Annotated in this window: 29 protein-coding genes, 1 tRNA gene and 2 pseudogenes; 19 read left to right on the top strand and 13 right to left on the bottom strand. The window is 42.3% G+C overall.

Features of this window, described 5'->3' with window-relative positions; translation table 11 throughout:
• Positions 1–201 precede the first annotated feature (201 nt).
• Positions 202–318, bottom strand: a pseudogene (locus ACE3JL_RS10705) (IS630 family transposase); the annotation flags it as partial.
• An 84-nt stretch (positions 319–402) separates the two neighbouring features.
• On the opposite strand from ACE3JL_RS10705, the gene ACE3JL_RS10700 reads away from it, so the two are divergent.
• Both ACE3JL_RS10700 and ACE3JL_RS10695 read left to right on the top strand, forming a co-directional pair.
• The gene (locus ACE3JL_RS10700; RefSeq protein ID WP_375329666.1) at positions 403–612 is read left to right on the top strand and encodes a hypothetical protein; all 210 of its coding nucleotides are present in this window, start codon (positions 403–405) and stop codon (positions 610–612) included.
• A 222-nt stretch (positions 613–834) separates the two neighbouring features.
• The gene (locus tag ACE3JL_RS10695) at positions 835–1,557 is read left to right on the top strand and encodes a nitrate ABC transporter ATP-binding protein (RefSeq protein ID WP_271993071.1); all 723 of its coding nucleotides are present in this window, start codon (positions 835–837) and stop codon (positions 1,555–1,557) included.
• A 102-nt stretch (positions 1,558–1,659) separates the two neighbouring features.
• Here the strand turns inward: ACE3JL_RS10695 and murA are convergent, their stop codons facing one another.
• On the bottom strand, positions 1,660–2,973 hold the full coding sequence (murA, locus tag ACE3JL_RS10690) for a UDP-N-acetylglucosamine 1-carboxyvinyltransferase (RefSeq protein ID WP_375329441.1): 1,314 nt from the start codon (positions 2,971–2,973) through the stop codon (positions 1,660–1,662).
• 191 nt (positions 2,974–3,164) lie between these two features.
• Here murA and ACE3JL_RS10685 point away from each other — a divergent pair.
• A tRNA-Leu gene (locus tag ACE3JL_RS10685) sits at positions 3,165–3,248 on the top strand.
• A gap of 62 nt (positions 3,249–3,310) precedes the next feature.
• A complete protein-coding gene (locus ACE3JL_RS10680; protein WP_375329440.1) occupies positions 3,311–4,090 on the top strand; it encodes a TrmH family RNA methyltransferase in 780 nt (259 codons plus the stop codon).
• 57 nt (positions 4,091–4,147) lie between these two features.
• Here the strand turns inward: ACE3JL_RS10680 and ACE3JL_RS10675 are convergent, their stop codons facing one another.
• From ACE3JL_RS10675 to ACE3JL_RS10655, 5 genes are all read right to left on the bottom strand, one after another.
• A complete protein-coding gene (locus tag ACE3JL_RS10675; protein ID WP_375329439.1) occupies positions 4,148–4,879 on the bottom strand; it encodes a TIGR02391 family protein in 732 nt (243 codons plus the stop codon).
• Between the two features lie 373 nt (positions 4,880–5,252).
• Positions 5,253–5,438: a hypothetical protein gene (locus ACE3JL_RS10670; RefSeq protein ID WP_271993077.1), complete on the bottom strand. Its 186-nt coding sequence runs from the start codon at positions 5,436–5,438 to the stop codon at positions 5,253–5,255.
• On the bottom strand, positions 5,431–6,006 hold the full coding sequence (locus tag ACE3JL_RS10665; RefSeq protein ID WP_375329438.1) for a zeta toxin family protein: 576 nt from the start codon (positions 6,004–6,006) through the stop codon (positions 5,431–5,433). The genes ACE3JL_RS10670 and ACE3JL_RS10665 overlap by 8 nt, the downstream gene beginning before the upstream one ends.
• Positions 6,007–6,182: 176 nt before the next feature.
• The gene (locus tag ACE3JL_RS10660; protein WP_271993079.1) at positions 6,183–6,671 is read right to left on the bottom strand and encodes a DUF29 domain-containing protein; all 489 of its coding nucleotides are present in this window, start codon (positions 6,669–6,671) and stop codon (positions 6,183–6,185) included.
• Between the two features lie 273 nt (positions 6,672–6,944).
• On the bottom strand, positions 6,945–7,637 hold the full coding sequence (locus ACE3JL_RS10655) for a Crp/Fnr family transcriptional regulator (protein ID WP_271993080.1): 693 nt from the start codon (positions 7,635–7,637) through the stop codon (positions 6,945–6,947).
• Between the two features lie 473 nt (positions 7,638–8,110).
• Between ACE3JL_RS10655 and ACE3JL_RS10650 the strand changes: the two genes are divergently transcribed.
• From ACE3JL_RS10650 to gcvP, 4 genes are all read left to right on the top strand, one after another.
• Positions 8,111–8,299 carry a hypothetical protein gene (locus ACE3JL_RS10650; protein WP_150978087.1) on the top strand — a complete coding sequence of 63 codons (189 nt, stop codon included), beginning with the start codon at positions 8,111–8,113 and terminating at the stop codon, positions 8,297–8,299.
• A complete protein-coding gene (locus tag ACE3JL_RS10645; RefSeq protein WP_271993082.1) occupies positions 8,284–8,580 on the top strand; it encodes a type II toxin-antitoxin system RelE/ParE family toxin in 297 nt (98 codons plus the stop codon). The genes ACE3JL_RS10650 and ACE3JL_RS10645 overlap by 16 nt, the downstream gene beginning before the upstream one ends.
• A gap of 201 nt (positions 8,581–8,781) precedes the next feature.
• On the top strand, positions 8,782–10,407 hold the full coding sequence (locus ACE3JL_RS10640; protein WP_375329437.1) for an ArnT family glycosyltransferase: 1,626 nt from the start codon (positions 8,782–8,784) through the stop codon (positions 10,405–10,407).
• Between the two features lie 108 nt (positions 10,408–10,515).
• Positions 10,516–13,503, top strand: a complete 2,988-nt coding sequence (gene gcvP / locus ACE3JL_RS10635) for an aminomethyl-transferring glycine dehydrogenase (protein ID WP_375329436.1) — start codon at positions 10,516–10,518, stop codon at positions 13,501–13,503.
• Positions 13,504–13,685: 182 nt separating this feature from the next.
• Here the strand turns inward: gcvP and lpxB are convergent, their stop codons facing one another.
• Positions 13,686–14,891, bottom strand: a complete 1,206-nt coding sequence (gene lpxB, locus ACE3JL_RS10630; protein WP_375329435.1) for a lipid-A-disaccharide synthase — start codon at positions 14,889–14,891, stop codon at positions 13,686–13,688.
• A gap of 215 nt (positions 14,892–15,106) precedes the next feature.
• Complete coding sequence (gene lpxA, locus ACE3JL_RS10625; protein WP_046660459.1) at positions 15,107–15,943, bottom strand: acyl-ACP--UDP-N-acetylglucosamine O-acyltransferase; 837 nt, start codon at positions 15,941–15,943, stop codon at positions 15,107–15,109.
• Between the two features lie 150 nt (positions 15,944–16,093).
• Between lpxA and ACE3JL_RS10620 the strand changes: the two genes are divergently transcribed.
• The 6 genes and pseudogenes from ACE3JL_RS10620 to ACE3JL_RS10595 all read left to right on the top strand — a co-directional run bounded on the left by ACE3JL_RS10620 (position 16,094) and on the right by ACE3JL_RS10595 (position 21,189).
• Positions 16,094–17,413, top strand: a complete 1,320-nt coding sequence (locus tag ACE3JL_RS10620; protein WP_375329434.1) for a four-carbon acid sugar kinase family protein — start codon at positions 16,094–16,096, stop codon at positions 17,411–17,413.
• A 740-nt stretch (positions 17,414–18,153) separates the two neighbouring features.
• Positions 18,154–18,492, top strand: a complete 339-nt coding sequence (locus ACE3JL_RS10615) for a XisI protein (RefSeq protein WP_375329433.1) — start codon at positions 18,154–18,156, stop codon at positions 18,490–18,492.
• Positions 18,493–18,626: 134 nt separating this feature from the next.
• Positions 18,627–18,755 (top strand): annotated as a pseudogene (locus ACE3JL_RS10610) (DUF433 domain-containing protein); the annotation flags it as partial.
• A gap of 38 nt (positions 18,756–18,793) precedes the next feature.
• Positions 18,794–19,126 (top strand): type II toxin-antitoxin system HicB family antitoxin, encoded by a 333-nt coding sequence (locus tag ACE3JL_RS10605; protein WP_375329432.1) that lies wholly within the window; start codon positions 18,794–18,796, stop codon positions 19,124–19,126.
• 828 nt (positions 19,127–19,954) lie between these two features.
• Positions 19,955–20,875, top strand: a complete 921-nt coding sequence (locus tag ACE3JL_RS10600; RefSeq protein ID WP_002793386.1) for a hypothetical protein — start codon at positions 19,955–19,957, stop codon at positions 20,873–20,875.
• A 2-nt stretch (positions 20,876–20,877) separates the two neighbouring features.
• A complete protein-coding gene (locus ACE3JL_RS10595; RefSeq protein WP_002793385.1) occupies positions 20,878–21,189 on the top strand; it encodes a hypothetical protein in 312 nt (103 codons plus the stop codon).
• Here the strand turns inward: ACE3JL_RS10595 and ACE3JL_RS10590 are convergent, their stop codons facing one another.
• The 4 genes from ACE3JL_RS10590 to ACE3JL_RS10575 form a co-directional block, all read right to left on the bottom strand.
• Positions 21,190–21,363 carry a type II toxin-antitoxin system YhaV family toxin gene (locus ACE3JL_RS10590; protein ID WP_375329431.1) on the bottom strand — a complete coding sequence of 58 codons (174 nt, stop codon included), beginning with the start codon at positions 21,361–21,363 and terminating at the stop codon, positions 21,190–21,192. It abuts the gene before it with no gap.
• A gap of 255 nt (positions 21,364–21,618) precedes the next feature.
• Positions 21,619–21,933, bottom strand: a complete 315-nt coding sequence (locus ACE3JL_RS10585) for a HigA family addiction module antitoxin (protein ID WP_002733868.1) — start codon at positions 21,931–21,933, stop codon at positions 21,619–21,621.
• 16 nt (positions 21,934–21,949) lie between these two features.
• Positions 21,950–22,231 carry a type II toxin-antitoxin system RelE/ParE family toxin gene (locus tag ACE3JL_RS10580; protein ID WP_002744781.1) on the bottom strand — a complete coding sequence of 94 codons (282 nt, stop codon included), beginning with the start codon at positions 22,229–22,231 and terminating at the stop codon, positions 21,950–21,952.
• 30 nt (positions 22,232–22,261) lie between these two features.
• Complete coding sequence (locus tag ACE3JL_RS10575) at positions 22,262–22,420, bottom strand: hypothetical protein (RefSeq protein ID WP_375329430.1); 159 nt, start codon at positions 22,418–22,420, stop codon at positions 22,262–22,264.
• A 177-nt stretch (positions 22,421–22,597) separates the two neighbouring features.
• On the opposite strand from ACE3JL_RS10575, the gene ACE3JL_RS10570 reads away from it, so the two are divergent.
• The 5 genes from ACE3JL_RS10570 (at position 22,598) to ACE3JL_RS10550 (ending at position 25,341) form a co-directional block, all read left to right on the top strand.
• Positions 22,598–22,990: a hypothetical protein gene (locus ACE3JL_RS10570; protein WP_375329429.1), complete on the top strand. Its 393-nt coding sequence runs from the start codon at positions 22,598–22,600 to the stop codon at positions 22,988–22,990.
• A gap of 12 nt (positions 22,991–23,002) precedes the next feature.
• Positions 23,003–23,830, top strand: coding sequence for a septum site-determining protein MinC (gene minC, locus ACE3JL_RS10565; protein WP_375329428.1), 828 nt, complete (start codon positions 23,003–23,005; stop codon positions 23,828–23,830).
• A 208-nt stretch (positions 23,831–24,038) separates the two neighbouring features.
• On the top strand, positions 24,039–24,839 hold the full coding sequence (gene minD / locus ACE3JL_RS10560; protein WP_271992210.1) for a septum site-determining protein MinD: 801 nt from the start codon (positions 24,039–24,041) through the stop codon (positions 24,837–24,839).
• 29 nt (positions 24,840–24,868) lie between these two features.
• The gene (gene minE, locus ACE3JL_RS10555; protein ID WP_271992211.1) at positions 24,869–25,144 is read left to right on the top strand and encodes a cell division topological specificity factor MinE; all 276 of its coding nucleotides are present in this window, start codon (positions 24,869–24,871) and stop codon (positions 25,142–25,144) included.
• An 8-nt stretch (positions 25,145–25,152) separates the two neighbouring features.
• Positions 25,153–25,341, top strand: a complete 189-nt coding sequence (locus ACE3JL_RS10550; protein ID WP_271992212.1) for a hypothetical protein — start codon at positions 25,153–25,155, stop codon at positions 25,339–25,341.
• Positions 25,342–25,529 lie beyond the last annotated feature (188 nt).

Genomic DNA, 25,529 nt, shown 5'->3' with positions numbered 1-25,529 from the left:
AAATCAGGAGAATAAATGGCTCTCTTGTCCTTTATGTAATAAGTTTTACTCATTAAATGTCTGTTCCTTAACGAGAGCTTGATTTTTTTTCTAAAAACAAGAAAGTCCTAACGCATTCTACCTAAAATTTTCTTAATAAATAGGCCATGAGCAATGTTTTTTCTAGCAGCAAAATAGGATTCTGACTAAGCTGTTCGTAATTTAAATTGCGTTAACAGAATTACCCTTGTTTTTCAACTTGCGATCCCACTTAATAATTAAATCCCCTTCATTTAAAAGTTGATGTAAAAGAGATTCTAACTCTTCAACTGATTTAAAAATTTGTTCGGAATTCAAGTGATTAGGGGCTGGCATAGCTATTGATATTTGAATAGGTTACTGTTTCTATTATACGCTATTTAGATGCTGAACAGCTTAGCTTTTTTATTTCATACCGTTTTGGATTTAGTTAATTACACCTATCAAAAGATTCGTGAGCTATTAGTAACTCGGACTTCTTTCTTTAATGATATTCGTACCCTATTAAAATTTATTTGGTTTAAGAATTGGTCGGAATTTTTCTCATTTATTCTAACCGAATATGTCCCATTCAAAAAAGTAAATTCTAGTTAAAAATGTCAGAACTCTTGAAGGAGAAAAATAAAGTTGTTTATAAAAAAACTAAAAATTTTGTTAGAATTTCATCCAGATTTATGAATTGAAATCGATTTTTCGTGGACAAAGTTCTTAAAACCTGTCTATCTCCAGCGTTGGATGATAATTATCTGTCAAAAAATAATGCTTCTACACAAGTTCTCTATTTAAATAAGAGAATTTTATCTGATTTTTTTCAAAATGAGAATTGCTGGGGTCAATCTGACTATTAGTTCCCAAGAATACATCTCGGTGATCGGTCATTCCGGTTGCGGCAAATCGACGCTTTTAAAAATTATCGCCGGTTTAGAACAATCCTCCTCGGGACAGGTGACTTTAGAAGGAAAGTTAATTCGTCAACCGGGGTCTGACCGCATGATGGTTTTTCAGCATTATTCTCTTTTGCCCCGGTTGACAGTGCGAGAAAATATTCGTTTGGCGGTGGATGAAGTTCTTAAAAGTGCTAGTAAAGTTGAAAAAAATAGCCTTGTTAATGAACATTTGGCGATGGTGCATTTAACGGCCGCTGCTGATAAATATCCCGAAGAAATCTCCGGCGGAATGAAGCAGCGGGTGGGCATCGCTCGCGCTTTGGTAACTCGACCGAAAATGCTATTGATGGATGAACCCTTTGGGGCTTTAGATGCTTTAACTAAGCGAAAATTACAACAGGAAGTGCTGAAAATTTGGGAGAGTCACCGGCAAGAGGTGATCATGATTACCCATGATGTAGATGAGGCAATTTTCATGTCCGATCGCATTGTTTTAATGACCAATGGACCCCATGCTAATATCGGTGAGATTTTAACAGTGCCTTTTCCCCATCCCCGGGATCGTCACGCCATGCGAGAAACTCAAGAATATTATGATTTAAGAAATCATGCTCTCGATTTTCTGGAGCGTTATTTTACAGCCGATGAATAGGCGGTAAAAAAGTCAGATAATATCTGTAGGGGCAAGGCATTCGGATAGGAAATCTACAGTTTCAGCGATAGGTTATTGCCCGAATGCTTCGCCCTTTTTCTATTAAGATGGGGACAGGGTAGCCAATTCTAAGGCTAAAGGATCAACCCGGCGTAAATTTGCCCCTAATGCTCTTAATTTACCCTCTAAATTATCGTAACCTCGATCGAGGTGATGGAGTCCCTGCACAATAGTAGTCCCCCGGGCTGCCAATCCTGCCACCACCAAAGCTGCCGAAGCGCGTAGATCCGTGGCCATCACCGGCGCCCCAGAGAGGAAAGGCACACCGCGCACTAAAGCCACATTTCCTTTGACCTTGATATCTGCTCCCAAACGCTTTAATTCGGCCACATGACGCAGACGATTTTCAAAAACCGTCTCATTAACCACGCTACTGCCCTCGGCTAAAGTTAATAGAGCCATAAATTGGGCCTGCATATCCGTGGGAAAACCGGGATAGGGTAGGGTTTCCATATCGGTGGCTTTTAAGTCTTTAGGGATAATCCGGAGACGATTAGGACCATCTTCCACCACTTCCGGACCGATTTCGTGCAGTTTGGCAATTACCGAAGCTAAATGGCTGGGAATCACGGGATAAAGACTAATTTCTGAGTGGGTAATCGCCCCAGCTATCAGTAAAGTTCCGGCTTCAATGCGATCGGGAATGATATTGTAATCGGTACTGTGCAGACGGGAAACTCCCTCAATAACAATTGTATTGGTCCCAGCACCGCGAATTTTTGCCCCCATAGAAACACAAAAATTGGCTAAATCAATCACCTCTGGCTCCTGGGCTGCATTACCGAGAATGGTTTCCCCGTCCGCTAAAGTCGCCGCCATCATTAGGGTTTCCGTCGCTCCCACACTGGGATAATCCAGATAAATATTCGCCCCTTTCAGACGACCATTACCCTTAACGCGGGCGTGTACCATGCCGCCATCGATTAATACATCTGCACCCATTGACTGTAGGCCTCTAACGTGCAGATCCACTGGTCTGGCCCCAATGGCGCAGCCGCCGGGGAGGGGAACTTTTGCTTCTCCTAAACGGGCTAAAATCGGTCCAATGGCAAAAAAACTGGCCCGCAACTGGGAGACGAGATCGTAGGGTGCTTGAGCTTGTTGGAGGTCTCTGCCATCAATCTCTAGTCTATCTCCGGTGTGACGGACTTGCACGCCCAAAGCCGAGAGAATTTGGCTCATCCGCTCGATATCGGCTAGAGCAGGTACATTACTAATCTGGCACTCGTCGGAGCAGAGTAAAGTTCCCGCCATAATCGCTAGAGCGGCATTTTTGGCACCACTGATCTTAACTTCACCCTTGAGAGAGTGACGACCTTGAATTTCTAAATAGGGATGCTCGATATCGATAGTCATAGGATCATTCATTTATCTTAGTTGGGAGTCTTGGCTAAGGAAAGCTTCGGTAAAATTAGACTGCATTTTATCAGATTTTTGAAGGAATTATCGGTGATTCTACCTCGAAAAACGATTTTTGTCTTAATTATCTCAACTATCTTGACTTATGGATTGTCCGATAGTATAATGGGAGATTGTGAAAGAAAAATGCGGAACTGGCGGAATTGGTAGACGCGCTAGATTCAGGTTCTAGTGTCTGCAAAGACTTTCGGGTTCAAGTCCCGAGTTCCGCATTATCTCCCTCAAAACGTAGTTATTTAGGGCAGCCCTAGCGGGGTAAAAAATCCGATTGGCTATGATTAGCAGTGTTCAAAACCCTTTAATCAAGCAAATTCGCAAGCTACACCGCACTAGAGAGCGACAGGAGCAGAATTTGTCCTTAATTGAGGGAACCCACTTACTAGAGACAGCTTTAGGGGTGAATTGTTCCCTGGAGACGGTTTGTTATACTGAAAAGTGGCAGCAAAGACAGGCAGAATTAGCAGAAAAGTTTCAAAATCAGGCGAAACGAGTCGAGATAGTTTCCCCGGAAGTCCTCGCTTCCCTAGCAACAACGGTTAATCCCGATGGTGTGATTGCCACTATTTCCCGTGATCACCTTCATCCAACCCCCCAAAATCCGCTACAATTGGGCTTAGTTTTGGAAAGATTGCAGGATCCGGGTAATCTCGGCACTATTATCCGCACTGCTGTGGCTACGGAAGTACAGGGTATCTGGTTAAGTCTCGATAGCGTCGAAATCGATAACCCGAAAGTGATCCGCAGTTCCGCCGGGGAATGGTTTCGATCGCCCCTAGTGGTAGAATCGGATTTATCGGCTTTAGTGAAAAAATATCAAGCACAGGGGGTAAAAGCGATCGCGACTTTACCCACAGCCACCAAAAGCCATTGGGAGATTGATTTTACCCGTCCGACTTTAATATTATTAGGCAATGAAGGAGCCGGTTTATCACCCCAATTAGCGACTTTAGCCGATGAAACGGTGAAAATTCCCCTCTTTGGTGGTGTAGAATCTTTAAATGTTGCGATCGCTACTGCTGTCATCCTCTACGAAGCTAGAAGACAATTATCCTAAAGTAGGGTGGATTAGCGTCAGTGTAATCCACCGTTAAACTAGACAAGAATTAGAGATTTATGTATTCTCGTTTTCTGTCTCCCAATTTAAATCATCTAGCATCTTCAACAATAAATCGATGAATACGATAATTGCTCCACCCTCCTCTGGTTTAGGATCGATGAATCGATGCGCGTAACGGTTACGAAAAAGCTTCATTGTACCCGAATATAAATCACGGTATGCCTCTAATTCTTCTGATGGAAGCTGATCTTTTTGTACAGATTTATTGCTTCTAAAAATTAGGTTAACAATACCATTACCCGTGGCTTTTTGATTAATATTATCAATATTTCCCAGTTTCCTCATGCGGTCCTCTAAAACCACTGTCGCATTGCGAATTGCAGTATCCCACGCTTTTGGATTATCTCCACCCGCACTCACAGAAAAACGGACTCTCTCCCATAGTTCGGAGTCTAAATGTTCAACTTCAGTCAAGGGAATTAGATGACGAATAGCCGAGCGATTGGGTTCGTCAAAGTTAGAATCAACCGCTTTATAAGCTTTTCCTGTTAGAGCGCCTTTGTATTGATTCTGGCTTTTTTGTTGCCATTTAATATAACCATATTCTTCTAATATATCGAACGTTGCGAATGTGACAGGAGGCCAGCTATCAGAACCCTTGTAATCAACCCAACCATAATCTGTAAGAGTCCTAATGTACCAAATACTGTCCTCTTTAAGATTACCAGCCCGTACTTCTTTAACTATCCATCGCAAAAGGTTTTTTTGATTGTCTGTTAAACTCATATTTACACCTCGAAAAGTAAATAACAGTACCATTATACTATGTACTTTCGATTTTCGTAACGGGAATTTGCTAAAACCGACATCTATATAGGGTCTGCTGAAAAAGTACGGGCGAAGCATTCGGATAGAAAATCTACGGTTTCACCGATAGGTTGTTGCCCGAATGCTTCGCCCCTACAGGACACGGGCCGATGAAGACGCAAGGTTTTAAACGAAGATTCTCTCAAAATCTTGCACCCGTGAGAGCAAAACAGAACCCTAAAACCCTTACCTTGTCTATATTTCACATTTATTCAGCAAGCCCTATATAAATCCCTCGGATAGGTGAAACTGTTTCTATGAATAGTGAAATTTGAGACAGTCAACCAATTTTTTACACTTCCGTTTTTTTGGCAGATTTTGGCGGAATTTGCGCGGCTGTTAAGGTGACGATTTGGCCATCTTTGAAAATGCTGATAGATTCTCCTAAGAGGCGGTGTCTCTCAATTGCTTCTGCGATTGCGACTCTAACACCTGTATCGATTTTCTGATGCAGTTCCGTTAAGGTGGGTTCAGTCATTTTGGTTTCTGGTAATGATTCGGAAGGTGTCTGGGTTATAAATAATAGGAGGTTGATTAAATCCTAACGCAGCAACTAAGTGCGGTTCATCCCCAGAATTATCATAGATAACCCAAGTATCGCACAAAGGTAAATACAACTGCATCAGGTTAATACGTCCCCGCTCATAACGACGACGAACCACATCTTCAGGAATATTATGACCGCCACTGGCTACCCTTCTGTGAACTCTCTCTAAAGCTAATTCTGGACTTTGTAGCCAAAAATAAATAAGATTGAGTCTATAGCCAGAACTGCGACAGTCTCTCAAAAAACGGGCAAAATTTCGGGCTGCCAGGGTGCTTTCAAAGGCAAAATCTATTCCTTGGCACTTCAGTGTTACCAACCTTTCTAACATCAACCGTCCTGCTTGGATAGCAACCGACTCAGGATTAAAAGGTGAGAGTCCGGCGGCAATCTCATCGGCGTTAACGTAGTCGATAACACCTAAAAAGTTGGGTAAAATTTTTTTAGCGACGGTGGTTTTCCCGGAACCATTGGGGCCAGCAATTAGATAAACATCAGACATGAGGGAAAAGCTCATCCTCGAGATTATTTTGAGATAACCTCGAACTAAGTCGCCGGTTATAATTAAATTGAAGATAAATCACCCCTTGATCCCCCCTTAATCCCCCCTTAATCCCCCCTTAATAAGGGGGGTTTTTGACAGTTTTTAACATCTAACTATTTAAGTATCAGTGGCTCTCAACTTTCCGTAAGAAAAGGTGCGATATCGATGGGGAACCAATCTCCGTCTAATACTTGTTCGAGAGTGAATATAGACTCTAGGGGAATTGTATTCTTATCGACAATTCTCCCATCAATTAGGGTTTGTCTTGCGTCTGAATAGGCTTCCCCGAAGGAATTGATGGCATGATTTTTCAGCGTTGGGGTTTTCATCTTTTTTTTCAGTTGCACTCGAAAAGTGGCTATCTCTCCTAGCCAATGACGCGCATTTCGTTCTCTTTCCGTTGTCCAATAACTCAGTTTTAAAAGATGAATTAATAGTTGAGTTAATAAACTTTCGACAGCTTGGCGCTCGCTTTTTCCCATGCACTCTACTTCCTCGATCAGATTTTCCCAGTCCACTCTGTTAAACTCTTTTCGCTTTAAAAGTTCGGCGGTTTTTTCTGTCCAGAGAACAAAATCTTCCTCGTAGAGAACGGAGAGCGATAGCGGGGTTTGTGCGGTCATAATAGATTTCTGGCGTTGCTGATTTGTGATAGGAATCTTCTTGTGTGGGGTTTTTAAAACCTGGAGCCAAACTAAGTAGCTGTTTATAGTTAAATTAAAAATGGATTTTAGGTTTGATCCCCCCTTCCCCCCTTGATAAAGGATGTGCTGATCCCCCCTTAATCCCCCCTTAATAAGGGGGGTATCTGATGATTCTTAACGCCTACCTACTTAACTTTTGGATAGGATGCACAGTTAGCATTCATAGCGTGAGTCAGCAACACCGCAGAAAAATTAATTTTGACTCAAAAATAAACTGGGCAATCCGATAAGATTATCTTGCTTAAAAAAGATCGAATTTTGTTGTCGCAATTTACCGATTAATCTTGTTACTGTTACTCTGGTAGTGCCGATGGCGCTGGCAATTTGAGCGTGAGTTAGGGGATAGGGAAGATAATAGCCTTCTACACAGGGTTGACCGTATTCTTCCAATAATAAAACTAAGAACCCCATTAATCGATCGAGGGAGCGTTTTTGACCGAGAATACTCAACCAAAATAACTTACGCTGGTATTGATGGCGAAAAGTTTCCATAATAGCCGATCGCAATTGCGGCCAGCGTTCTAGATCTTCCCAGTATAACCAGACTAACTCGGTCGCGTCTAGATGAGCTTGGGCTTGTAATTGAAAGGGAAATTGAGAAACAATCTCAAAAGGTTGACCTGCACCCACAAAACCGAGAAATACTTCCTCACTATCGGCGATAGGTGGTTGACGGGGGGATTTTTGGTCGATAACGTTAACTTGTGCCTTACCAACAATACGAATCGCCCCAGATTCAACAAAGTATAACAGTCCGGGGCGTGTGGCGACTTTTTCATCCTTGGCAAAGGTATGGTTACGATAATGGGATTTTGCCCAGTTAAAGATTTCTGTTTCTTGACCGACTAAGGGTATAAAATCCGACGAAGGAACCGAAGAAGACATTAAAATTAATAACCCACTGGGGCGTTAAGGAACTGTAAACTAATGTAACAAAAAATTGCTGCGATTAGGGGGGGTCTTGTGGCCACTAGATGCTTATTGGTCAATAATCCCTAAAAGTTGCGGGGATTGAGCAAATAGGAGAAGTATTAAGTATTCTAAACAGAACACCCGCCCCAATGTTACAAAAGCTAGATAATTACCCTATCTATTCTTAAATTTTTCTGGCTTTTCTGGGGACTATGGCATAGGATAGGATGCGTAACTATTAGTTTTCTATCTATGACATAGCGTTTATCACAAAGATGAGGTATGAAAAGATTTGACATTATCTCTGGAAGACCAGCTACTGTTAATCGTTCCCTGTGTCCTAAAACCAGACACTTCGTACCTCACTATTAAGATAACTGCTATAGATGATAGTTGATAGATAATTTAAATTTATACTTTTCCCTAAAAACTTCGGTCAAACTTGTATGAATAGCATTAGACAAAAAATCGAATCCCTCTTGAATCAATTACCGGATGATTGTTCAATTGAAGATATTCAGTATCATTTATACGTTCTGGAGAAAGTGCGTCAAAGTTTGAGCGCTGCTTCTCTAGAGAATACAATCCCCCAAGAAGAAGTTGAGGGTCTTTTAAACAAATGGCTGATCGAGTGAATTATCGCCTTGTCTGGTCGCCCAAAGCAATTGAAGACGTGGATGCGATCGCATCTTATATTAGTCGAGATTCTCCGTCCTACGCGGCGGCCGTCGTGCGCCGAATTCTTGATATCAGCTATTCTTTAGAAAATTGTCCCCTAGAAGGGAAAAAATGCGCCGAATTTAGCGATGAAACCATCCTAGAAAAATCTGCCTATGCCTACCGTCTGATCTATCAAATTCAAGGGGCGGTAGTTATCATAGCAGCGATCGTCCATAGCAAGCATTTCTTAGACTGATCTAGTCAGTGATCAGTTAAGCTAAGACGCATTTTACGCCTATCCTTAAGATTAGCTGAATCTCCCTCAATCCTTTTACTTTTGTCTCTTGCAAGAGTGTCTCATCTCAAGGCCGCAAGTTAAATATGTGGGCAGCTGATCAGATGTGAGTTTTCTGTTCACTGTTTACTGTTTACTGTTTACTGATAACTGACCTAGCTTATGAACCGTCAAAAATTTACTTGGGGATATTCCAGTTATAAATTACGTCAGAAAGGAAAATTTCAAGAATTTCTGTGTTTACTGGCATTATTAATAGCGGCCTTAATTATCTATCTAATGGGATTAGGTAATTTACCCTTGCGGGATTGGGATGAGGCAACAATCGCTCAGGTGGCCAAGGAAATTAGCCAAACCCCACTAGAACAATTGCACTGGTTATTTCCCAGTTTTTGGGGTGATCCCTACCTGAATAAACCGCCGTTGATTCATAGTTTAATTGGTCTAACCTACCATTTTTGGGGCATTAATGAGGCTAATACTAGACTAATTCCCGCTTTTTTAACAGCTTTATCGGTGCCGCTTCTTTATCTTCTCGGTCGAGAAATTTTTCCGGCTCGTTTGCCAGCTTTACTATCGGCCTTGATCTATTTAACTCTTTTGCCGGTGGTGCGTCATGGCCGTTTAGCGATGTTGGATGGAGCGGTATTGTGTTTTGAAATCCTGATGTTTGTTGGTTTACTGCGCTCTCGACGGGATTTACGCTGGTCTGTGGGGGCGGGGTTAGGATTTGCCCTCCTTTGTCTGACTAAGGGGATTATGGGGCTATTATTAGCCGGTATCGGCTTTATTTTTCTGCTCTGGGATACCCCTCGCTTATTAACTTCTGCCTATTTTTGGTCGGGTTGGTTATTGGGAGCAGCCCCCGCTTTTGCTTGGTATGCCGCCCAATTTTGGCACTACGAGCGGGAGTTTCTCGATTCCCTTTTTGTTCAACAGTTAAAGCGAGTTAGTGACCATCTGGACAATCATCGCGGACCGTTTTGGTATTATCTGCTGGAAATTCTTAAATATAGTTGGCCGTGGTTAATTTTCTCGGTTTGGGGTTTACTTTTAGCCCGTCGGGAACATCTCTACAGTTGGGCAAAGTTACTGTTAGTTTGGACGGGTGTTTATCTGTTGGTGGTTTCGGTGATGGCAACTAAGTTGCCTTGGTATATTCTGCCGATCTATCCAGCTTTGGCTTTAGCGGCCGGTTATGCCTTAGCGCAGGTGAGTAATCTTCCCATCGATCGCCCCTATCATCCAATCTGGTCAATTATTCTGGGTATTATCGGCGTTGTGGCGGGTGCATTAGCTTTAATGGCCTATTTTCCGAGTCATTTTGCCCCGATCGAACCTATCCATCCCTTGATTCTTTTAACCTTATTGTCACTTTCCCTGACCATGGTGACAACGGCAATTTTGTTAGCCCGGCGCTCGCAACAATTCATCGTGGTTTTACTCTGGGGAATGTTTGTTTCTTTGTTGATTTTTGTCAATTCTCCCCTCTGGATCTGGGAGTTAAATGAGAATTTCCCCGTCAAACCGGTGGCGAGTTTAGTACAGAAATATGTGCCAGCTGATCGCCCTGTTTATATTGCTTTTGCCTACGAGCGCCCCTCGTTAAATTTTTATAGTGGTCGTCGGGTTTTTCCCCTTGCTGCCGAAGAATTAATCAATCATTGGCAAAGTCACAAGCAACCTTACCTAATTATCGATCGTCAAACCAAAGAAGCTACTGATTTAGAAGGATTAAAGGCGCTCGGATCTACGAATTCCGGTTGGTTTTTGGTGACGAAGCAGTAGTGAGGTTAATTTTGTGCATACTTTCGATAGTAAATTAGCTTAGGCTTGATCTTGCTGACTTGAAATATTACAAAAATTTTACCAGTTGCGTTAAAATCACCCCTAGCGATGAAACGCAGCACTTTTGTAATTGTTGAAACCGAGATTAATATGCTAAATAGGTCAATTACGGCCGAGAAAACCGAGGAATTCGCTCCTGCTGACCTGCAAGACCTGCTAGACTGTACCGATAGCTTTGTTAACCGTCATATTGGACCGACGGAGACGGAAATCGAGAAAATGCTGGCGGTTTTGGGTGTTGCTACCCTTGAGGAATTAATCGCTCAAACTGTCCCATCAGGAATTCGTTTACAAAAAAGCCTTAATCTACCACCTGCCTTGAGTGAATACGCCGCTCTTGCCCAATTAAAAGCTATTGCCTCCAAAAATCAGGTATTTCGCTCCTTTATTGGCATGGGCTACCATGACTGTATCACCCCGCCGGTAATTCTCCGCAACATCTTAGAAAATCCGGGTTGGTACACCGCCTATACTCCCTATCAAGCGGAAATCGCCCAAGGACGCTTAGAAGCTCTCTTAAACTTCCAAACTCTCATCACTAGCTTAACTGGTCTGGAAATTGCTAACGCTTCCCTCCTCGATGAAGGAACAGCAGCCGCAGAAGCGATGAGCATGAGTTACGGACTGTGTAAAACTAAAGCCAATGCTTTCTTTATCTCTAGTAGTTGCCATCCCCAAACGATTGAAGTTGTTAAAACCAGAGCGATTCCTTTAGGTATTGACATTATTATCGAGGATCATCGTCTCTTTGACTTCCAAACGCCAATTTTTGGGGCTTTACTGCAATATCCCGCCACCGATGGCGTAATTTATGACTATCGGGAATTTATCGCCAAAGCGCAGGAAAATGGGGCTTTAGTCACCGTTGCCGCCGATATTCTCAGTTTAGCCCTGTTGACTCCCCCCGGCGAATTGGGGGCTGATATTGCCGTGGGTAGCAGTCAACGCTTTGGGGTTCCCTTGGGTTATGGGGGTCCCCATGCCGCCTATTTTGCCACCAAAGATGTCTATAAACGCAGTATTCCGGGGCGCATTGTCGGGGTATCGAAGGATAGTCAGGGTAAACCCGCACTGCGTTTAGCTTTGCAAACCAGGGAACAACATATCCGCCGGGATAAAGCCACCAGTAATATTTGTACCGCACAGGTGTTACTAGCGGTGATTGCTTCCATGTACGCGGTCTATCACGGACCAGAAGGAATCAAGAAAATCGCCCAAAGAGTGCAGAAATTAACCACTTTATTGGCAAATGGCTTAAAACAGTTGGGTTATCAGGTGGGTAAAGAACCGCACTTCGACACACTCAAAGTTACGGTATCCACGGGAGTTAAGGACATCCTCGCGAAGGCAAAAACTCATAAGATTAATCTGCGTTATTTTGATGAGAATAATTTAGGGATTAGTGTCGATGAAACCACCACTCTCAGGGATGTATGGGATTTATGGCAAATTTTCGCCGCAACCGAGGAATTACCCTTTACCACGGCGGAATTAGTCGAGAAAATTAGTCTAGAATTACCCGCTAATCTAACCCGTACCAGTGCCTATCTTACCGAGCCGGTGTTCAATCGTTACCACTCGGAAACGGAATTACTCAGATATCTGCACCGTCTGGAAACAAAGGATCTAGCCTTAAATACTTCCATGATTCCCCTCGGTTCCTGTACGATGAAACTGAATGCCGTAGCGGAGATGATTCCGGTAACTTGGGCAGAATTCGGCAAATTACACCCTTTTGCTCCGATTGACCAAGCAGAAGGCTATCAACTGCTCTTTCAACAGTTAGAGACTTGGTTAGGGGAAATTACCGGGTTTGATGGCATTTCCCTACAACCGAACGCCGGTTCTCAGGGAGAGTATGCCGGTTTACAGGTGATCCGAGCCTACCATGAAAGTCGCGGTCAAGGTCATCGTCAGATTTGCCTAATTCCTGAGTCCGCTCACGGGACTAATCCTGCCAGTGCCGTTATGTGTGGTATGAAAGTAGTGGCGGTTAATTGCGATTCTCGGGGCAATATTGATATTGATGACCTGAAAACTAAGGCCCAGAAGCATCAGGATAATCTAGCGGCTTTGATGGTGACGTATCCTTCCACTCACGGCGTTTTTGAACAGGGAATTAGCGAAATTTGTGCCTTGATTCATCAATACGGTGGTCAAGTGTATATGGATGGCGCCAATATGAATGCTCAGGTGGGTTTATGTCGTCCGGCGGATTTTGGCGCTGATGTCTGTCACTTGAATCTCCATAAAACTTTCTGTATTCCCCACGGTGGTGGCGGACCTGGCATGGGACCAATCGGAGTAAAATCCCATTTAGTGCCTTTTCTGCCCGATGTTTCCCTAGTTTTGGCGAAATTATCCCCAGAAACCGCTAACGGTAAGCATCAGGACTCAATTGGGGCAATTTCGGCCGCGCCTTGGGGTAGTGCCAGCATTTTGGTGATTTCTTGGATGTATATCGCTATGATGGGGGCAGCCGGCTTGAAAAAAGCGACAGAAGTGGCAATTTTAAACGCTAATTATCTGGCTTTTCGTCTGGAGTCGGCCTATCCGGTTTTATTTAAGGGTAGCGCGGGAACGGTTGCCCACGAGTGCGTTATTGATTTACGTCCCCTGAAAAAACAGGCCGGCATCGAGGTGGAAGATGTGGCAAAACGCTTGATGGATTTCGGTTTCCACGCGCCGACGGTTTCTTGGCCTGTGGCGGGTACAATGATGGTGGAACCCACGGAAAGCGAATCTTTGGGGGAATTAGACCGTTTTTGTGAAGCTTTGTTAACTATCTATCAAGAGGTACAAGCGATCGCTAATGGTACCATGGATATCCACGATAATCCCTTAAAAAATGCCCCCCACACAGCCGCAGTTTTAACTGCCGATGATTGGAGTCGTCCCTATTCCCGTCAACAGGCAGCTTATCCGCTTTCTTGGCTAAAAGATTATAAATTCTGGCCGGTAGTGGGACGGGTTGATAATGCCTACGGGGACAGAAATCTGGTTTGTTCCTGTGAGGGGATGGACGCTTATAAGTAATCGTAATTACTTGATAATATTTGGTGGGGTAGTGGCAAATTACCCCGCTTTTTTCTGGTTTTTTGGAACTTGAACTGTAAAATTATACTAAATCCGTTGAGTAACGCACAGAAAACGGGTTTCTCGGAGAAACCCGTTTTCTACTCATGCAAAAGGCAAAAGGGGTAATACATAATCAGTTTTTAATAACTGGATTTAGTATTAAACACCTCTTGTGCCACTCGCTCACAACTGCCTACTGTTCCTAAACCGGCTTTAGTTTCTGCGTATTCATCTAACATTTTTTGGCGACGTTGCTGATTTAATAATAAATCTAGACATTCCTGCATAATTCTCTCTGGGTTAGCTTCCTCTTGTAATAATTCGGGAACAATTTCTCGCATTAAAACTAAATTTACTGGTGAGACAAATGGTACAGAAAGCTTCATAATATTGCGGGCAATCCAAGCAGTAACTGCACTTAAACGGTAAACCACCACCTGCGGCACATTTAATAAAGCAATTTCGAGATTAACTGTACCAGACTTAGCCACAGCCAGATCGGCCGCAGCAATTGCTTCTAAAGTCTGATCTCGTTCCATAATCACCGCATTTAATCCATATTCCGCCACTAATTCTCGCATTTTTGGTTCGTATAAAGCTAGGGGAACGGGAATTAAAAACTTAATATCGGGGATTTTTTCCTGTAATTTTTGGGCAGCAGCGCACACCGTCGGCACGAGATATTTAAACTCCTGTTGACGGGAAGCGGGTAACAAAGCGATTACCGTTTCTTCGGGTTTTATCGCCCATTTTTGCCGCATTTCTTGCCGATTGGGAGCATTAGCCATACGATCAACTAAAGGATGTCCCACCCAAGTTACTGGTAAACCTTTTGTTTCAAAAAAACGAGCTTCGGCAGGAAAAATTGCCAATAATTTATCAGTGACGGCGATTAATTTTTCCGTATTAAATAACTTTTCTGCTGTGGCTCTGAGTTTAGCTGAAGGGATATTTTCTTCTGACCAAATCCACACCTGTGGGGCAATATAATAAATTATTGGCACCTGGGGAATAATTTTTTTAGCCGATTGACCGATCGCCACATTTGCCCCCACATAATCAATTAAAATAATGATATCGGGGGGATGATCTCTAAAAAACTCTTTTGCTCGTTTTTGTAGTTGTAAGGTTGGCAAAATAAAGGGGATAGATTCAATTAATCCCATGGCAGCCAGTCGAGTGGTTTTACCCAACATTTTTGCTCCGGCTATCTCCATGCGATCGCCACCTAGGGCAAAAATTTCTAACTCAATTTCCTGAATTTTAGCTAGTTTAAAAAGGGATTCAATCAGCATGGCTGCCTGTAAATCACCTGATACCTCACCCGTACTAATAAATATACGCATTTGGATAATTATTTGATAATAAAAGACTTCAGGAAATAGGATTGCTGGAGTCAGGAGTCAGGATTCAGGAGACAGGAGATTATTTTTATTTATTCTCCCCACACCCCACACCCTACACCCCACACCCTAAACCCCACACCCTACACCCCACACCCTACACCCCACACCCTACACCCTACACCCCACACCTCACAGACTGTTCCTCAATCAAGAAATTATTTTCCCGGAATTAAACCGCGACGTTTTTCTCCTGTGGTAGAGGATTGTAAAAATTGACAGAGATGTTGAACATGGGGGTTATCGGTTAAGAGAGAAACTTGTTCTAAAGCCTCCTGAAGATTTATATTAGAACGATAGATAATCCGAAAAGCTTTTTTCAGTAAAGCTAAATCTTCATCGGTAAAACCGGCCCTTTGTAAACCGACTAAATTAAGAGTTCGCACGCGACAGGGATTGCCTTCCACTAAAGTAAAAGGGGGAACATCGCGATCAATACGACTCATTCCTCCTAACATGGCCATTTTGCCAATATGAACAAATTGATGTACTCCTAAAACCCCCCCGATAACTGCTTTTGATTCGATCTGGACATGACCAGCCAAGGCGACACTATTAGCGATAATAATGTTATCTTGCAAAATACAATTATGGGCAACGTGAACATAGGCCATTAATAAATTATTATTGCCAATTTGGGTAACTTCTCCCGTATCCGTGGCACGATTAATCGTGACAAACTCGCGAATTTGGTTATTATCACCAATTTCTACGCTACTTTCGCCACCTTTATACTTTAAATCCTGTGGTTCATTACCAATAACAGCCCCAGAAAAAATATGATTACCCTTGCCAATTTTAGTCGGACCTTCAATGACCACATGGGCATCAATAATTGTATCAGCTTCAATTTCCACATTGGCCCCGATCACAGCATAGGGACCAACTTTAACCTTGGGATCAAGTTTTGCCGACGGATGGATAACCGCAGTGGGGTGGATTAACGTATTCAAAGGGAAGTCTCCCGCGCTCAACTTCGTCACTGTATGAATCATGGTATAGCTTATCCTATATTGGACAGATTGTGATCAAGATTGATAGCGGTTGCTTAGGGAGGGGACGACTTTAATGGGGAACCAGAACCCGATAAACTATTAACCAGATTCTCCTGATTGCCCCGTCCCTCCCATCCTGATAAAAAATATATGAGCAATAATAGACCTAAAATTATAGTCTTAGATGATGACCCGACAGGTTCCCAAACAGTCCATAGTTGTCTGTTATTGATGGGGTGGGATGAAGATACTCTCCGCTTGGGATTGGCAGATAATGCGCCAATTTTCTTTGTTTTGACCAATACTCGCGCTTTAACCCCCGAAAAAGCCGAGTCTGTCACGCGAGAAGTCTGTCATAACCTGAAAACTGCCTTAACTAAAGAGGGAATCGAGGATTTTTTGGTGGTTAGTCGTTCCGATTCTACCCTGCGCGGGCATTATCCGATCGAAACTGATGTTATTGCCGAAGAATTGGGCGGTTTTGATGCACATTTCCTGATTCCAGCCTTTTTTGAGGGGGGTAGAATCACTCGCGATAGTATTCACTATTTAATCATCGATGGTGTTCCCACTCCCGTCCACGAGACGGAATTTGCTCGGGATTCGGTTTTTGCCTACCACTATAGTTATCTGCCGGATTATGTGGAGGAGAAAACGAAAGGTAAAATTAAAGCAGATGATGTAGAGAGATTTTTACTGACAGATATCCGTCAAGGTAGTTTAGAACGACTGCAAAAGCTCAAAAATAATCAATGTGGGGTGGTAGATGGGGAAACTCAAGCGGATCTCGATCGCTTTGCTGAAGATATTTTAACCGCCGCAGGGGAGGGAAAAAAATTTTTATTTCGTAGTGCCGCCAGTATTTTAACTTCTTTGGCTAATTTAGGAACTCAACCGATCGCACCCGAATCTATGGGTAAGTATAAGCCCACCAGGGAAGCCGGGGCAATTATCGTCGGTTCCCACGTCAAAAAAACTAGCCAACAATTAGATGAACTGCTTCAACAACCCAACACCGTCGGAGTCGAAATCGATGTGACGGCATTGCGCGATCGTCCCGATCAACGAGATCAACTCCTAGCACAAGCTCTGGAAAAAGTCAAGCTTATTCACAAAAATAAACAAACTCCCGTGATCTATACCAGTCGGCAAGAGTTAACCTTTGCTTCTGTGCAGAAACGCCTTGATTTTGGGGTTGCCGTCTCCACCCTGTTAATGGACATTGTTAAGGGTTTACCCAGTGACATCAGTTTTTTAATCAGTAAAGGCGGAATTACCTCCAATGATGTCTTAAGTACGGGTTTAAGCCTGCGTTCGGCCCGTTTACTCGGTCAGATTCTCCCCGGTGTCTCCATGGTCCGTACAGAAGCCGATCATCCCCTCTTTCCTAATTTACCCGTGGTTCTTTTCCCGGGTAACGTCGGTGATGTCCAAGCTTTAGCCACAGTTTATCAACGTTTGTGTCAATAGGAGGCAATCAGTTATCAGTTATCAGTTATCAGTTATCAGTGAGCAGTGAGCAGATGTGAGTTTTCAGGTTCTTCGTTACTGGGTATGGTTCGATAGGGGGGCATAAATTGACTAAATCCTTATCTGGCAAGAGACTTAATTGATTAGTTCGCTCTAGAGCAAAAACAATTGACAAAAATCGCCAAATGTCTTTCTATATAAGGGTTCCATCTCTTATAACCTCCATTCATTGCATAACACAAACCGAAGAGCCAAATCTCGAATGCAATTTTTCCGTCTTCAAGCTGAGGTGCTTGAGACGCATGACTTCTCGGACTTGTTCTAACAGTCGAGGGGATTGTGCTTCTTCTGTCATCAGCAAATGCGGTAAGATCCACTCTTAGGGAATACTAGACCACCCTCTGCGGTTATTATTCCCTAATTGAGGTGATTAGACCGCACAGTGCGGTATTAAGATCAGCCGTAGGGTGCGTTCCTTAATGCAACTTTTCCCACTCCACAGATAGATTTTGGGGAACGCACCATGATCCATGAATTCCTTAAAGTGCGATCGCGCTTTAGGCTGTAACCGTGGACGCGATCGCTCAAGTTAAAATGGAAAGGCGATCGATGACAAAGAGGTCAAATCTATGACAGTGCGACAACCCCGCTACAATCAAGAAGAGTTTGCTCGACGTGGCGATGAGATTTATCAAACTCAGGTTGTTGATTTTTGATCAAAACACCCAGGAGATAGATCGATGGATAGATTAATCGAAAAATACCGTCAAATTATCAAAGATGTCCTTTCCGAATATATCAACATTGATTATGCTTATGGGGACATCAAAAATGAAGCAATATTTGATGATACAAACAATCGTTATATTATCCTTTCTTTAGGGTGGCAGAAAAATAAACGAATTCATGGATGCTTAATCCATGTTGAAATTATTGATGATAAAATATGGACTCAAAGAGATGGCACAGAAGATGGCATTGCTTACGAATTAGAAAAAGCGGGAATCCCTAAAAAACAGATGGTTTTAGGATTTCACGATTCTGATGTTAGAAAATATACAGATTATGCAATATGTTAATTTGATTGTGAATCAAGAAAATATTGTTGATACTTCTGCTTTAATCGCTTTTTTTGTCCGTTCCGAAACTCATCACCAAACTGCCCAACAGTGTTTTGGAGTAACATGAAGTTAGTTTCTAGGAGGCTTAGGGTATGACTATGACAACAAATACACAAGCAGCAATCATTCGTACAGAGCGCGGACTGACGATCGCCGGAACACGCATCACCATTTATGATGTTATGGACTATGTAACCGCCCAATACCCGCCCAAATTCATTCACAAAACCTCCCCTCCCTCTCGGCTACATTGCCAAGGTTGCAGCTAACCCAATTATTCTGTACAGTTAAGACGGTAGCGGAACGGAGCGAAATCGATATGTTAGTGCGTTATTCTTTAAGTGATTATATAGGAACAGCGATCGCCACTTCGGAAATTGAACAGTTAGAAGATGGTAGCTATGTTGGGAGAATACCAGACTGTCAAGGTGTAATCGCTTTTGGAGATAGCTTATCAGAATGTCAATCTGAGTTGCGATCGACCCTAGAAGATTGGATTTTAGTAGGATTAAAATTAGGTCATACTTTACCTGTAATTGCCGGGATAGATCTTAATCAGGAGTACGTTTGTGAGTCGCTTGATCCCGTGTAAAAGGAGAGATTTTATTAAAAAACTGCGTAAATTAGGTTTTGAGAAGCTCCAATCAGGTACAAGACATGAATTTATGGTTTACCAACAGCATCGTCTGACTATTCCCTCTAATTCTGAGTATTCTGTACCTCAATTGAGAATGATGATTCGGGAGGTTGAAACTATTAAGTACCTAAGCAAAATTAATTACACATATCTAACCCCCTCTTGCCTTTTGCCTCTTGCCTTTTGCCTATCTTTACTAGGAAATTAATTTTGCACTACTACTTATTGCTCGTCAGATAAATATTGATGAATGGAATCAACTTTAAAATTAGATTTAAACCTAAAATATAAGCGATCACTGCTCTTGTAGCACAATTGTCGTTCTCAGACTTGACAATAGGTGACGTTTGTTGTTCAATATGTTAAAATCTCGAATGCAATTTTTCCGTCTTCAAGCTAAAGTGCTTGAGTCGCATGACTTCTCGAACTCGTTCTAACAGTCGAGGGGATTGTGCTTCTTCTGTCATCAGCAAATGCGGTAAAATCCACTTGAAGGGAATACTAGACCACCCGCTGCGGTAATTATGCCCAAATTGAGGTGATTAAACCGCACGGTGCGGTATTAGGTATGATTAAGGGGGTGTTAGACCGATGGAGGTGGGATAGTAAGACAGAGGAGGGTGCTAAACCGCAGTAAGCGGTATAATTAATAGTTGGGCTGCTTCATCACTCGGTTGAGGCAGTGCATTCCGTTTACTTGTTAAGTGTTATTGTCCTTGAGTAAAAAATGCAAGTTGTAGCCGTGCAAAGTATAGTTCGGTGTTGAGGGAGTTGAGAAGTGGGATGAGCAGCAAGGGTATAGTTGTCATTATTCTGTTCTTATTTTTTACAGTTCTCGTTATATGTTGGATATTTGCTACATTGGGAGCAACCTCTGAAGGTGTTATAGCCTTGGTAGTATTTGTCCTTGTGCCTGTTGGAGGATATTTATTTAAGCCCATCCGAGACGAATTAGATTCCTTTATCAGCAATTTATTTATTAAAAAATCAATTTACCGAATTTGCATTTTTGGTCGCCCTGGCAGTGGTAAGTCCACCTTTATAGAAACTGCCTTCACACTTATTAATCCGAATAGAGATAGGAGATCGACTGAAGTTTTTGATTATTATGAATTCAAAGTTCAGTTAGGTTTAAGGAACTTTGCCGATGTGGCGATAGCAGACTATAAAGGACAAAATCCTAGTCAGGTAATAATTCAGGCTTCGCCAGATTTCTTTGGCTCTGAAGGTAGCCGAGTAATTAACGCAGTTTTACTCATTGTAGATCTTGTTCCTAGAAAAACCGACGAAAAGGGTAAGCTGCTTAGCGATGAAGCTTTATTTGAATGGTTGAAACAGGGAGATATTATAGGAAAAATAGAAGCAAGAGTCCAAGAACACCATGATTACATTAATGAAGCCTCTTTAGAACTGCTTTTTGCAAGTTTATATAGCAGCAACCTGAAAAGCGTCATATTTTTAATTAATAAGCTAGATCTAATTGACAATCTAATTAACGATGGATACATTACATTAAATAATTTTCGCAATGGTAAAGAATATGCCAAGCATAAATTTGAGATAATGATTAAAAATATTTCTAGAGCTTGTTCTGAGTTGAAGATAGAAGACTTCTCAGAAGATTCTTCAGTTTTTACAGTATGTGCAAAAAAGACAGATGATCTCAAACCTTTAATCGTTAATTTATTAGGGAAACGGAATTAAATATGTCTGAAAAACCACCAAACTATAGTGATCCTGAAGATAAAGTTGACTACCAAGTTATCAAGTCTTCCTATGGACGTGCGAACAAAACCTCTGCACGCAACAATCTGTACTTTTTAGTCGCCCTCGCCATAATTGTCCTCCTTTGTGCAATGGTGTTTTTTCAATCACTAAAAATTGGAGATTTGAAAGAAAGAGTAACAAATCTGGAAACAAAAGTTACAAACCTAGAATCTCAAGTTACAAACCTAGAATCTCAAGTTACAAACCTAGAATCTCAGTTACGATCGCTTTTTCAACCACCTTATCACTAGCTAATCTTCTTGGCTATCAAGGATTAAAGCGTCAAGAGAACTGGGAAAATCACCTCGCTGAACTATTTTTGTGAAAACTTTGTAACAATCATTTTTATCCCCTTGTTTGCGAGGATGGCCTAGCCATAAAACAAAAATTGCTTTATACCAATTTTCAATAGTCGTGACTAACATCTGAAAGTGCAATTCCTTTCTCCGAGAGGGATTGCGCTTTGAAATGATCAACTAAGTCTGTCATTACTTTTGAAAAATGATATTATACTCCTTGGTTTGTATAGTGCGATCGCCGCTCTTGTAGAGTGCGAAGCGCGAAGTGTAACGCACCTAATCTATGGTTATTCAATAATTGATGTAATGGTGGATTACGCTGCGCTAATCCACCCTACGGGGGGTTAAAATTATTATTCTTCCCCTATTTCTTCGGTTATGCTACAATGCTTGTGAAGCAGCATAGACTTTTACTTCCTTCTCTAAACGTTCTCTGAGCCTATCTTTTTCTACTTCAATATCATACCTTGTTTGAAGATTCATCCAGAACCTTTCAGACATACCAAAATAACGGGAAAGCCTTAAGGCAATATCAGCAGTAATTCCTCGCTTTTCCTCGATAATTTCCTTGATTTGCTCTATTGGTACATTAAGATCTTCTGCCAAACGTTCTTGGCTAATTTCCATCGGTTTGAGAAATTCTTCTAACAGAATCTCACCAGGATGAATGGGGGCTAATAATTTTTTCTCAGTCATGATTATTGAGTAACAATTAATGATAATCGACTATTTCTACATTGTAGGCGTTGCCATTTTTCCAAATAAAACAGATCCGCCACTGATCGTTAATTCGGATACTATGCTGATTTTTTCTATCTCCTGAGAGTTTTTCCAACCGATTAGATGGAGGAATGTATAAATCCTGTAAAGTTTCGGCCGCGTCTAAAACTTCTAGCTTTCTCCGAGCATTTCGTTGAATATCTTGAGGTAATTTTCGTGAAAATTTACGTTTGAATACCTGCTCTGTCTCCTTAGATGCAAAAGTCTTAATCATCAATAATTAGGAAAATGCACTACTATCATATCATCTTAGTGCGATCATCGATCTCATGCTAACGTTATCACTGAAACTAGGCTCAGGTCCAGGCAGCATGGGAGTCAAGCGATATCCCTGTTCTTGATACCAGTCATCCACCAGGACATAAATAATAGTCAAGAGGGTGGGAACATCTATCCTATTCATGGGAGGCCTCATGCTTTGGAGTGATTACCTTTATCGTGATGCCTCCCTTTGATTTTACAAACCTCTCTATCTCGCATCAGCCGTAATTCCTAATTTATAATTCCTAATTCCCACTGCTGCCGGCTGCTCAAGGTTCATAATTAAAGAAACATCTTTACTGATAGCCAGTTAATTTTTATGAAAACTGTTGCCGATACGGACTTGCAAAGGCTAGAAGACTTAATTATCAACGGACAAAAAGCGATCGAGACTCGTTTCACGGCGATCGAAACTCGTTTCACGGCGATCGAGACTCGTTTCACGGCGATCGAGAATAGTATCGTCGAAATTAAAGCTGATATTGGCGAAATTAAAGCTGATATCAAGGAAATCAAGCAAGATGTTAAATCCCTAGAGATAGGACAGGCAAAATTAACCGAAAGAGTCGAAGGGATGGATAATCGCCTTAAAATAGTCGAGGGCAGTCAAAAAAATCAAATTTGGGCATTAATAACCATTTTAGGCGGTTCACTGATTACCGCTTCCGTCGGTTTGCTGATCGCTATTTTGCGCTTTGTCTTTTTTAAGTGAAAAATTATCTTTATGGATGAAACTAAAACCGAAATAAATCAAGAAATCGACCTAGAAACCGAAAAAATTGAGCCATCAGCCTCGGTTATGGAAAGATACGCCCAAATTCACCTAAAAAGTGAGGGCGAGAAATTGGTGCTAATTTTACCCAAAACCGGTGCCGGGGAGACAAGTCAGGATTGGACAGATATCTTGACAGGATTGAAATATTATCTCCGTAATAGCGGTCAAAACTGCCCAGCTAGAACACCTGTACACTTACAGGCAAGCGATCGCCTGATGGATACGCGGCAACTACAAGCGATCGCCACAATTTTAGACAGCGCCGAATTACCCCTACATACCATCCAAACCCAAAGAAGACAAACCGCAGTGGCAGCGGCAACTATGGGTTACAATGTCGAACAAATGCGATCAAATCCAGGGGTTTTCGGGGACGAGCAACCGCTGCCATCCCTCCTCGCTGAACCTTTATACTTAAAAACTACCCTGCGATCGGGTGTAGAAATCCGTCACCCCGGTACAGTTATAATCATGGGCGATGTCAATCCTGGTGGATCGATCGTCGCTGATGGCGATATATTAGTTTGGGGGAGTTTACGCGGTGTAGCCCATGCGGGATTCCGATGCGATCGAGCGGCGCTAATCATGGCCCTGCGAATCGATTTAACTCAACTGAGGATCGCGGAATTAGTGGCACGGGCCCCGGCTTTAGATAGCGATCGCATAGAACCAGAAATCGCCTGTATCAGCGAAGGAGGAATTCGCATCATTGGGGCTTATAATTTTTCCAGAACCTACACCTTTAAAGATAAAGTGGGGTGGGTCGAAAAAAGGTGATCAGTGACCAGTAAACAGTGATCAGTAAACAGTAAACAGTGACCAGTAAACAGTGATCAGTAAACAGTGATTCAGTGACTGGTAAAAATAGCGATTAACTGCGTTGAAACGAAAACCTCTATAAAACTGATAGCTGATAACTGATAACTGATAGCTGATAACTGATAGCTGATAACTGATAACTGATAACTGATAACTGATATAAATTATGGCTCGTGTAATTGTGGTGACATCGGGAAAGGGAGGAGTCGGTAAAACGACCGTAACGGCGAACTTAGGTTCAGCTTTATCTCAATTAGGCTGTCGAGTCGCCCTTGTTGATGCCGATTTCGGACTAAGAAATCTCGATTTATTGTTAGGATTAGAACAGCGTATCGTTTATACTGCCCTCGATGTGGTGGCGGGAGATTGTAGTCTTGATAAAGCTTTAGTTAAGGATAAAAGACAGGAAAATCTGGTTTTATTACCGGCGGCACAAAACCGCACCAAAGAGGCAATTACTGCCGATCAAATGAAGGATTTAGTCGCCCAATTGTCAAAAAGTTATGACTATGTATTGATTGATTGCCCGGCAGGAATTGAAATGGGTTTCCGCAATGCGATCGCCGCCGCCCAGGAAGCGATCATAGTTACTACCCCAGAAATGTCGGCGGTGAGAGATGCCGATCGCGTGGTAGGATTACTAGAAAGCGAGGATATTAAAGGTATTCGTCTGATTGTCAACCGGCTGCGGCCAGAAATGATCCAACTGAATCAGATGATCAGCGTCGAGGACATTCTCGACTTATTGGTAATTCCCCTGTTGGGGATTATTCCCGACGATCAAAGAATTATTATTTCCACTAATAAAGGGGAACCATTAGTATTAGAGGAGAAGACTTCTCTCCCCTCTATGGCCTTTAGAAACATTGCCCAACGTTTACAGGGTCGCGATGTGCCGTTTCTAGATTTAATGGCCGGTCAAGAAGGTTTTCTTGCTCGTCTGCGTCGTCGCTTGTTTGGGCCTTAAACTGTCTCATCTCAACCCCATAACCTACTATGAATGACCTGATCGATAAACTTCTAGCATGGCGCGGTTCGGGCAAAAGTGGCGACCAAGCTAAAAAACGCTTAAAACTTATTCTGGCCCATGATCGCGCCGATCTTAGTCCCGAAATTCTCGATATGATGCGTCAAGAAATCTTAGAAGTGGTCAGTCGTTATCTTGATATCGACACCGAGGAAACCGAGTTACTTTTAGAAAGTGACCAACGAACTACAGCCCTGATTGCTAATTTTCCGATTCGTCGCATCAAACGCCGTCCTTTAACCTAACAATTGCCATGAAAACTCAACCGATCGAGCTTTGGCTTAGTCTAGCGATCAGTCCCTTTCTTCTTTCCTATCTGGTCTTGCGTTCCCTCAATTATTGGTTAATTGAATTGGGCCAGGAAAGTGAAGAATTGTTTCGCGGCGATCGCTTGCCCCTTCTCAATATTCCCGAGCAGTTACCAGTCAACAGTGACCAATAATCCAAGAAAAAAGTCCTTTTGCCCCCCTGAAAAGAGGCAATAATAGTGAAGTTTTTGTTAAAAATAGGAAAAAATGTGATTCTTTGGCATACAATCTCATTTTTGACAAACCGTAAAGAACTAATCCCGATATATCAGTAATCAGTGATCAGTTATCAGTTATCAATGATCAGATTTGAGTTTTCAGT

The organism is Microcystis sp. BLCC-F210 (genome assembly GCF_042134685.1).
Lineage (GTDB): Bacteria > Cyanobacteriota > Cyanobacteriia > Cyanobacteriales > Microcystaceae > Microcystis > Microcystis aeruginosa_D.
The sequence above is the reverse complement of the archived record's forward strand: the minus strand, read 5'-3'. Positions and strand labels throughout refer to the sequence as shown.

Excerpts from the sequence above, each read along its gene's own strand:
- ACE3JL_RS10570 (WP_375329429.1), top strand. The coding sequence starts at position 22,598 with ATGAAAACTGTTGCCGATACGGACTTGCAAAGGCTAGAAGACTTAATT.
- ACE3JL_RS10550 (WP_271992212.1), top strand. The coding sequence starts at position 25,153 with ATGAAAACTCAACCGATCGAGCTTTGGCTTAGTCTAGCGATCAGTCCC.
- ACE3JL_RS10600 (WP_002793386.1), top strand. The coding sequence starts at position 19,955 with ATGAGCAGCAAGGGTATAGTTGTCATTATTCTGTTCTTATTTTTTACA.
- murA (WP_375329441.1), bottom strand. The coding sequence starts at position 2,973 with ATGACTATCGATATCGAGCATCCCTATTTAGAAATTCAAGGTCGTCAC.
- ACE3JL_RS10660 (WP_271993079.1), bottom strand. The coding sequence starts at position 6,671 with ATGACCGCACAAACCCCGCTATCGCTCTCCGTTCTCTACGAGGAAGAT.
- ACE3JL_RS10595 (WP_002793385.1), top strand. The coding sequence starts at position 20,878 with ATGTCTGAAAAACCACCAAACTATAGTGATCCTGAAGATAAAGTTGAC.
- ACE3JL_RS10615 (WP_375329433.1), top strand. The coding sequence starts at position 18,154 with ATGGATAGATTAATCGAAAAATACCGTCAAATTATCAAAGATGTCCTT.
- minC (WP_375329428.1), top strand. The coding sequence starts at position 23,003 with ATGGATGAAACTAAAACCGAAATAAATCAAGAAATCGACCTAGAAACC.
- ACE3JL_RS10650 (WP_150978087.1), top strand. The coding sequence starts at position 8,111 with ATGAATAGCATTAGACAAAAAATCGAATCCCTCTTGAATCAATTACCG.
- lpxB (WP_375329435.1), bottom strand. The coding sequence starts at position 14,891 with ATGCGTATATTTATTAGTACGGGTGAGGTATCAGGTGATTTACAGGCA.
- ACE3JL_RS10680 (WP_375329440.1), top strand. The coding sequence starts at position 3,311 with ATGATTAGCAGTGTTCAAAACCCTTTAATCAAGCAAATTCGCAAGCTA.
- ACE3JL_RS10640 (WP_375329437.1), top strand. The coding sequence starts at position 8,782 with ATGAACCGTCAAAAATTTACTTGGGGATATTCCAGTTATAAATTACGT.
- ACE3JL_RS10575 (WP_375329430.1), bottom strand. The coding sequence starts at position 22,420 with ATGAATAGGATAGATGTTCCCACCCTCTTGACTATTATTTATGTCCTG.
- ACE3JL_RS10665 (WP_375329438.1), bottom strand. The coding sequence starts at position 6,006 with ATGTCTGATGTTTATCTAATTGCTGGCCCCAATGGTTCCGGGAAAACC.
- ACE3JL_RS10695 (WP_271993071.1), top strand. The coding sequence starts at position 835 with ATGAGAATTGCTGGGGTCAATCTGACTATTAGTTCCCAAGAATACATC.
- ACE3JL_RS10675 (WP_375329439.1), bottom strand. The coding sequence starts at position 4,879 with ATGAGTTTAACAGACAATCAAAAAAACCTTTTGCGATGGATAGTTAAA.
- minE (WP_271992211.1), top strand. The coding sequence starts at position 24,869 with ATGAATGACCTGATCGATAAACTTCTAGCATGGCGCGGTTCGGGCAAA.
- ACE3JL_RS10645 (WP_271993082.1), top strand. The coding sequence starts at position 8,284 with ATGGCTGATCGAGTGAATTATCGCCTTGTCTGGTCGCCCAAAGCAATT.
- ACE3JL_RS10655 (WP_271993080.1), bottom strand. The coding sequence starts at position 7,637 with ATGTCTTCTTCGGTTCCTTCGTCGGATTTTATACCCTTAGTCGGTCAA.
- ACE3JL_RS10580 (WP_002744781.1), bottom strand. The coding sequence starts at position 22,231 with ATGATTAAGACTTTTGCATCTAAGGAGACAGAGCAGGTATTCAAACGT.
- ACE3JL_RS10670 (WP_271993077.1), bottom strand. The coding sequence starts at position 5,438 with ATGACTGAACCCACCTTAACGGAACTGCATCAGAAAATCGATACAGGT.
- ACE3JL_RS10620 (WP_375329434.1), top strand. The coding sequence starts at position 16,094 with ATGAGCAATAATAGACCTAAAATTATAGTCTTAGATGATGACCCGACA.
- lpxA (WP_046660459.1), bottom strand. The coding sequence starts at position 15,943 with ATGATTCATACAGTGACGAAGTTGAGCGCGGGAGACTTCCCTTTGAAT.
- gcvP (WP_375329436.1), top strand. The coding sequence starts at position 10,516 with ATGAAACGCAGCACTTTTGTAATTGTTGAAACCGAGATTAATATGCTA.
- ACE3JL_RS10585 (WP_002733868.1), bottom strand. The coding sequence starts at position 21,933 with ATGACTGAGAAAAAATTATTAGCCCCCATTCATCCTGGTGAGATTCTG.
- ACE3JL_RS10700 (WP_375329666.1), top strand. The coding sequence starts at position 403 with ATGCTGAACAGCTTAGCTTTTTTATTTCATACCGTTTTGGATTTAGTT.
- ACE3JL_RS10590 (WP_375329431.1), bottom strand. The coding sequence starts at position 21,363 with ATGTTAGTCACGACTATTGAAAATTGGTATAAAGCAATTTTTGTTTTA.
- minD (WP_271992210.1), top strand. The coding sequence starts at position 24,039 with ATGGCTCGTGTAATTGTGGTGACATCGGGAAAGGGAGGAGTCGGTAAA.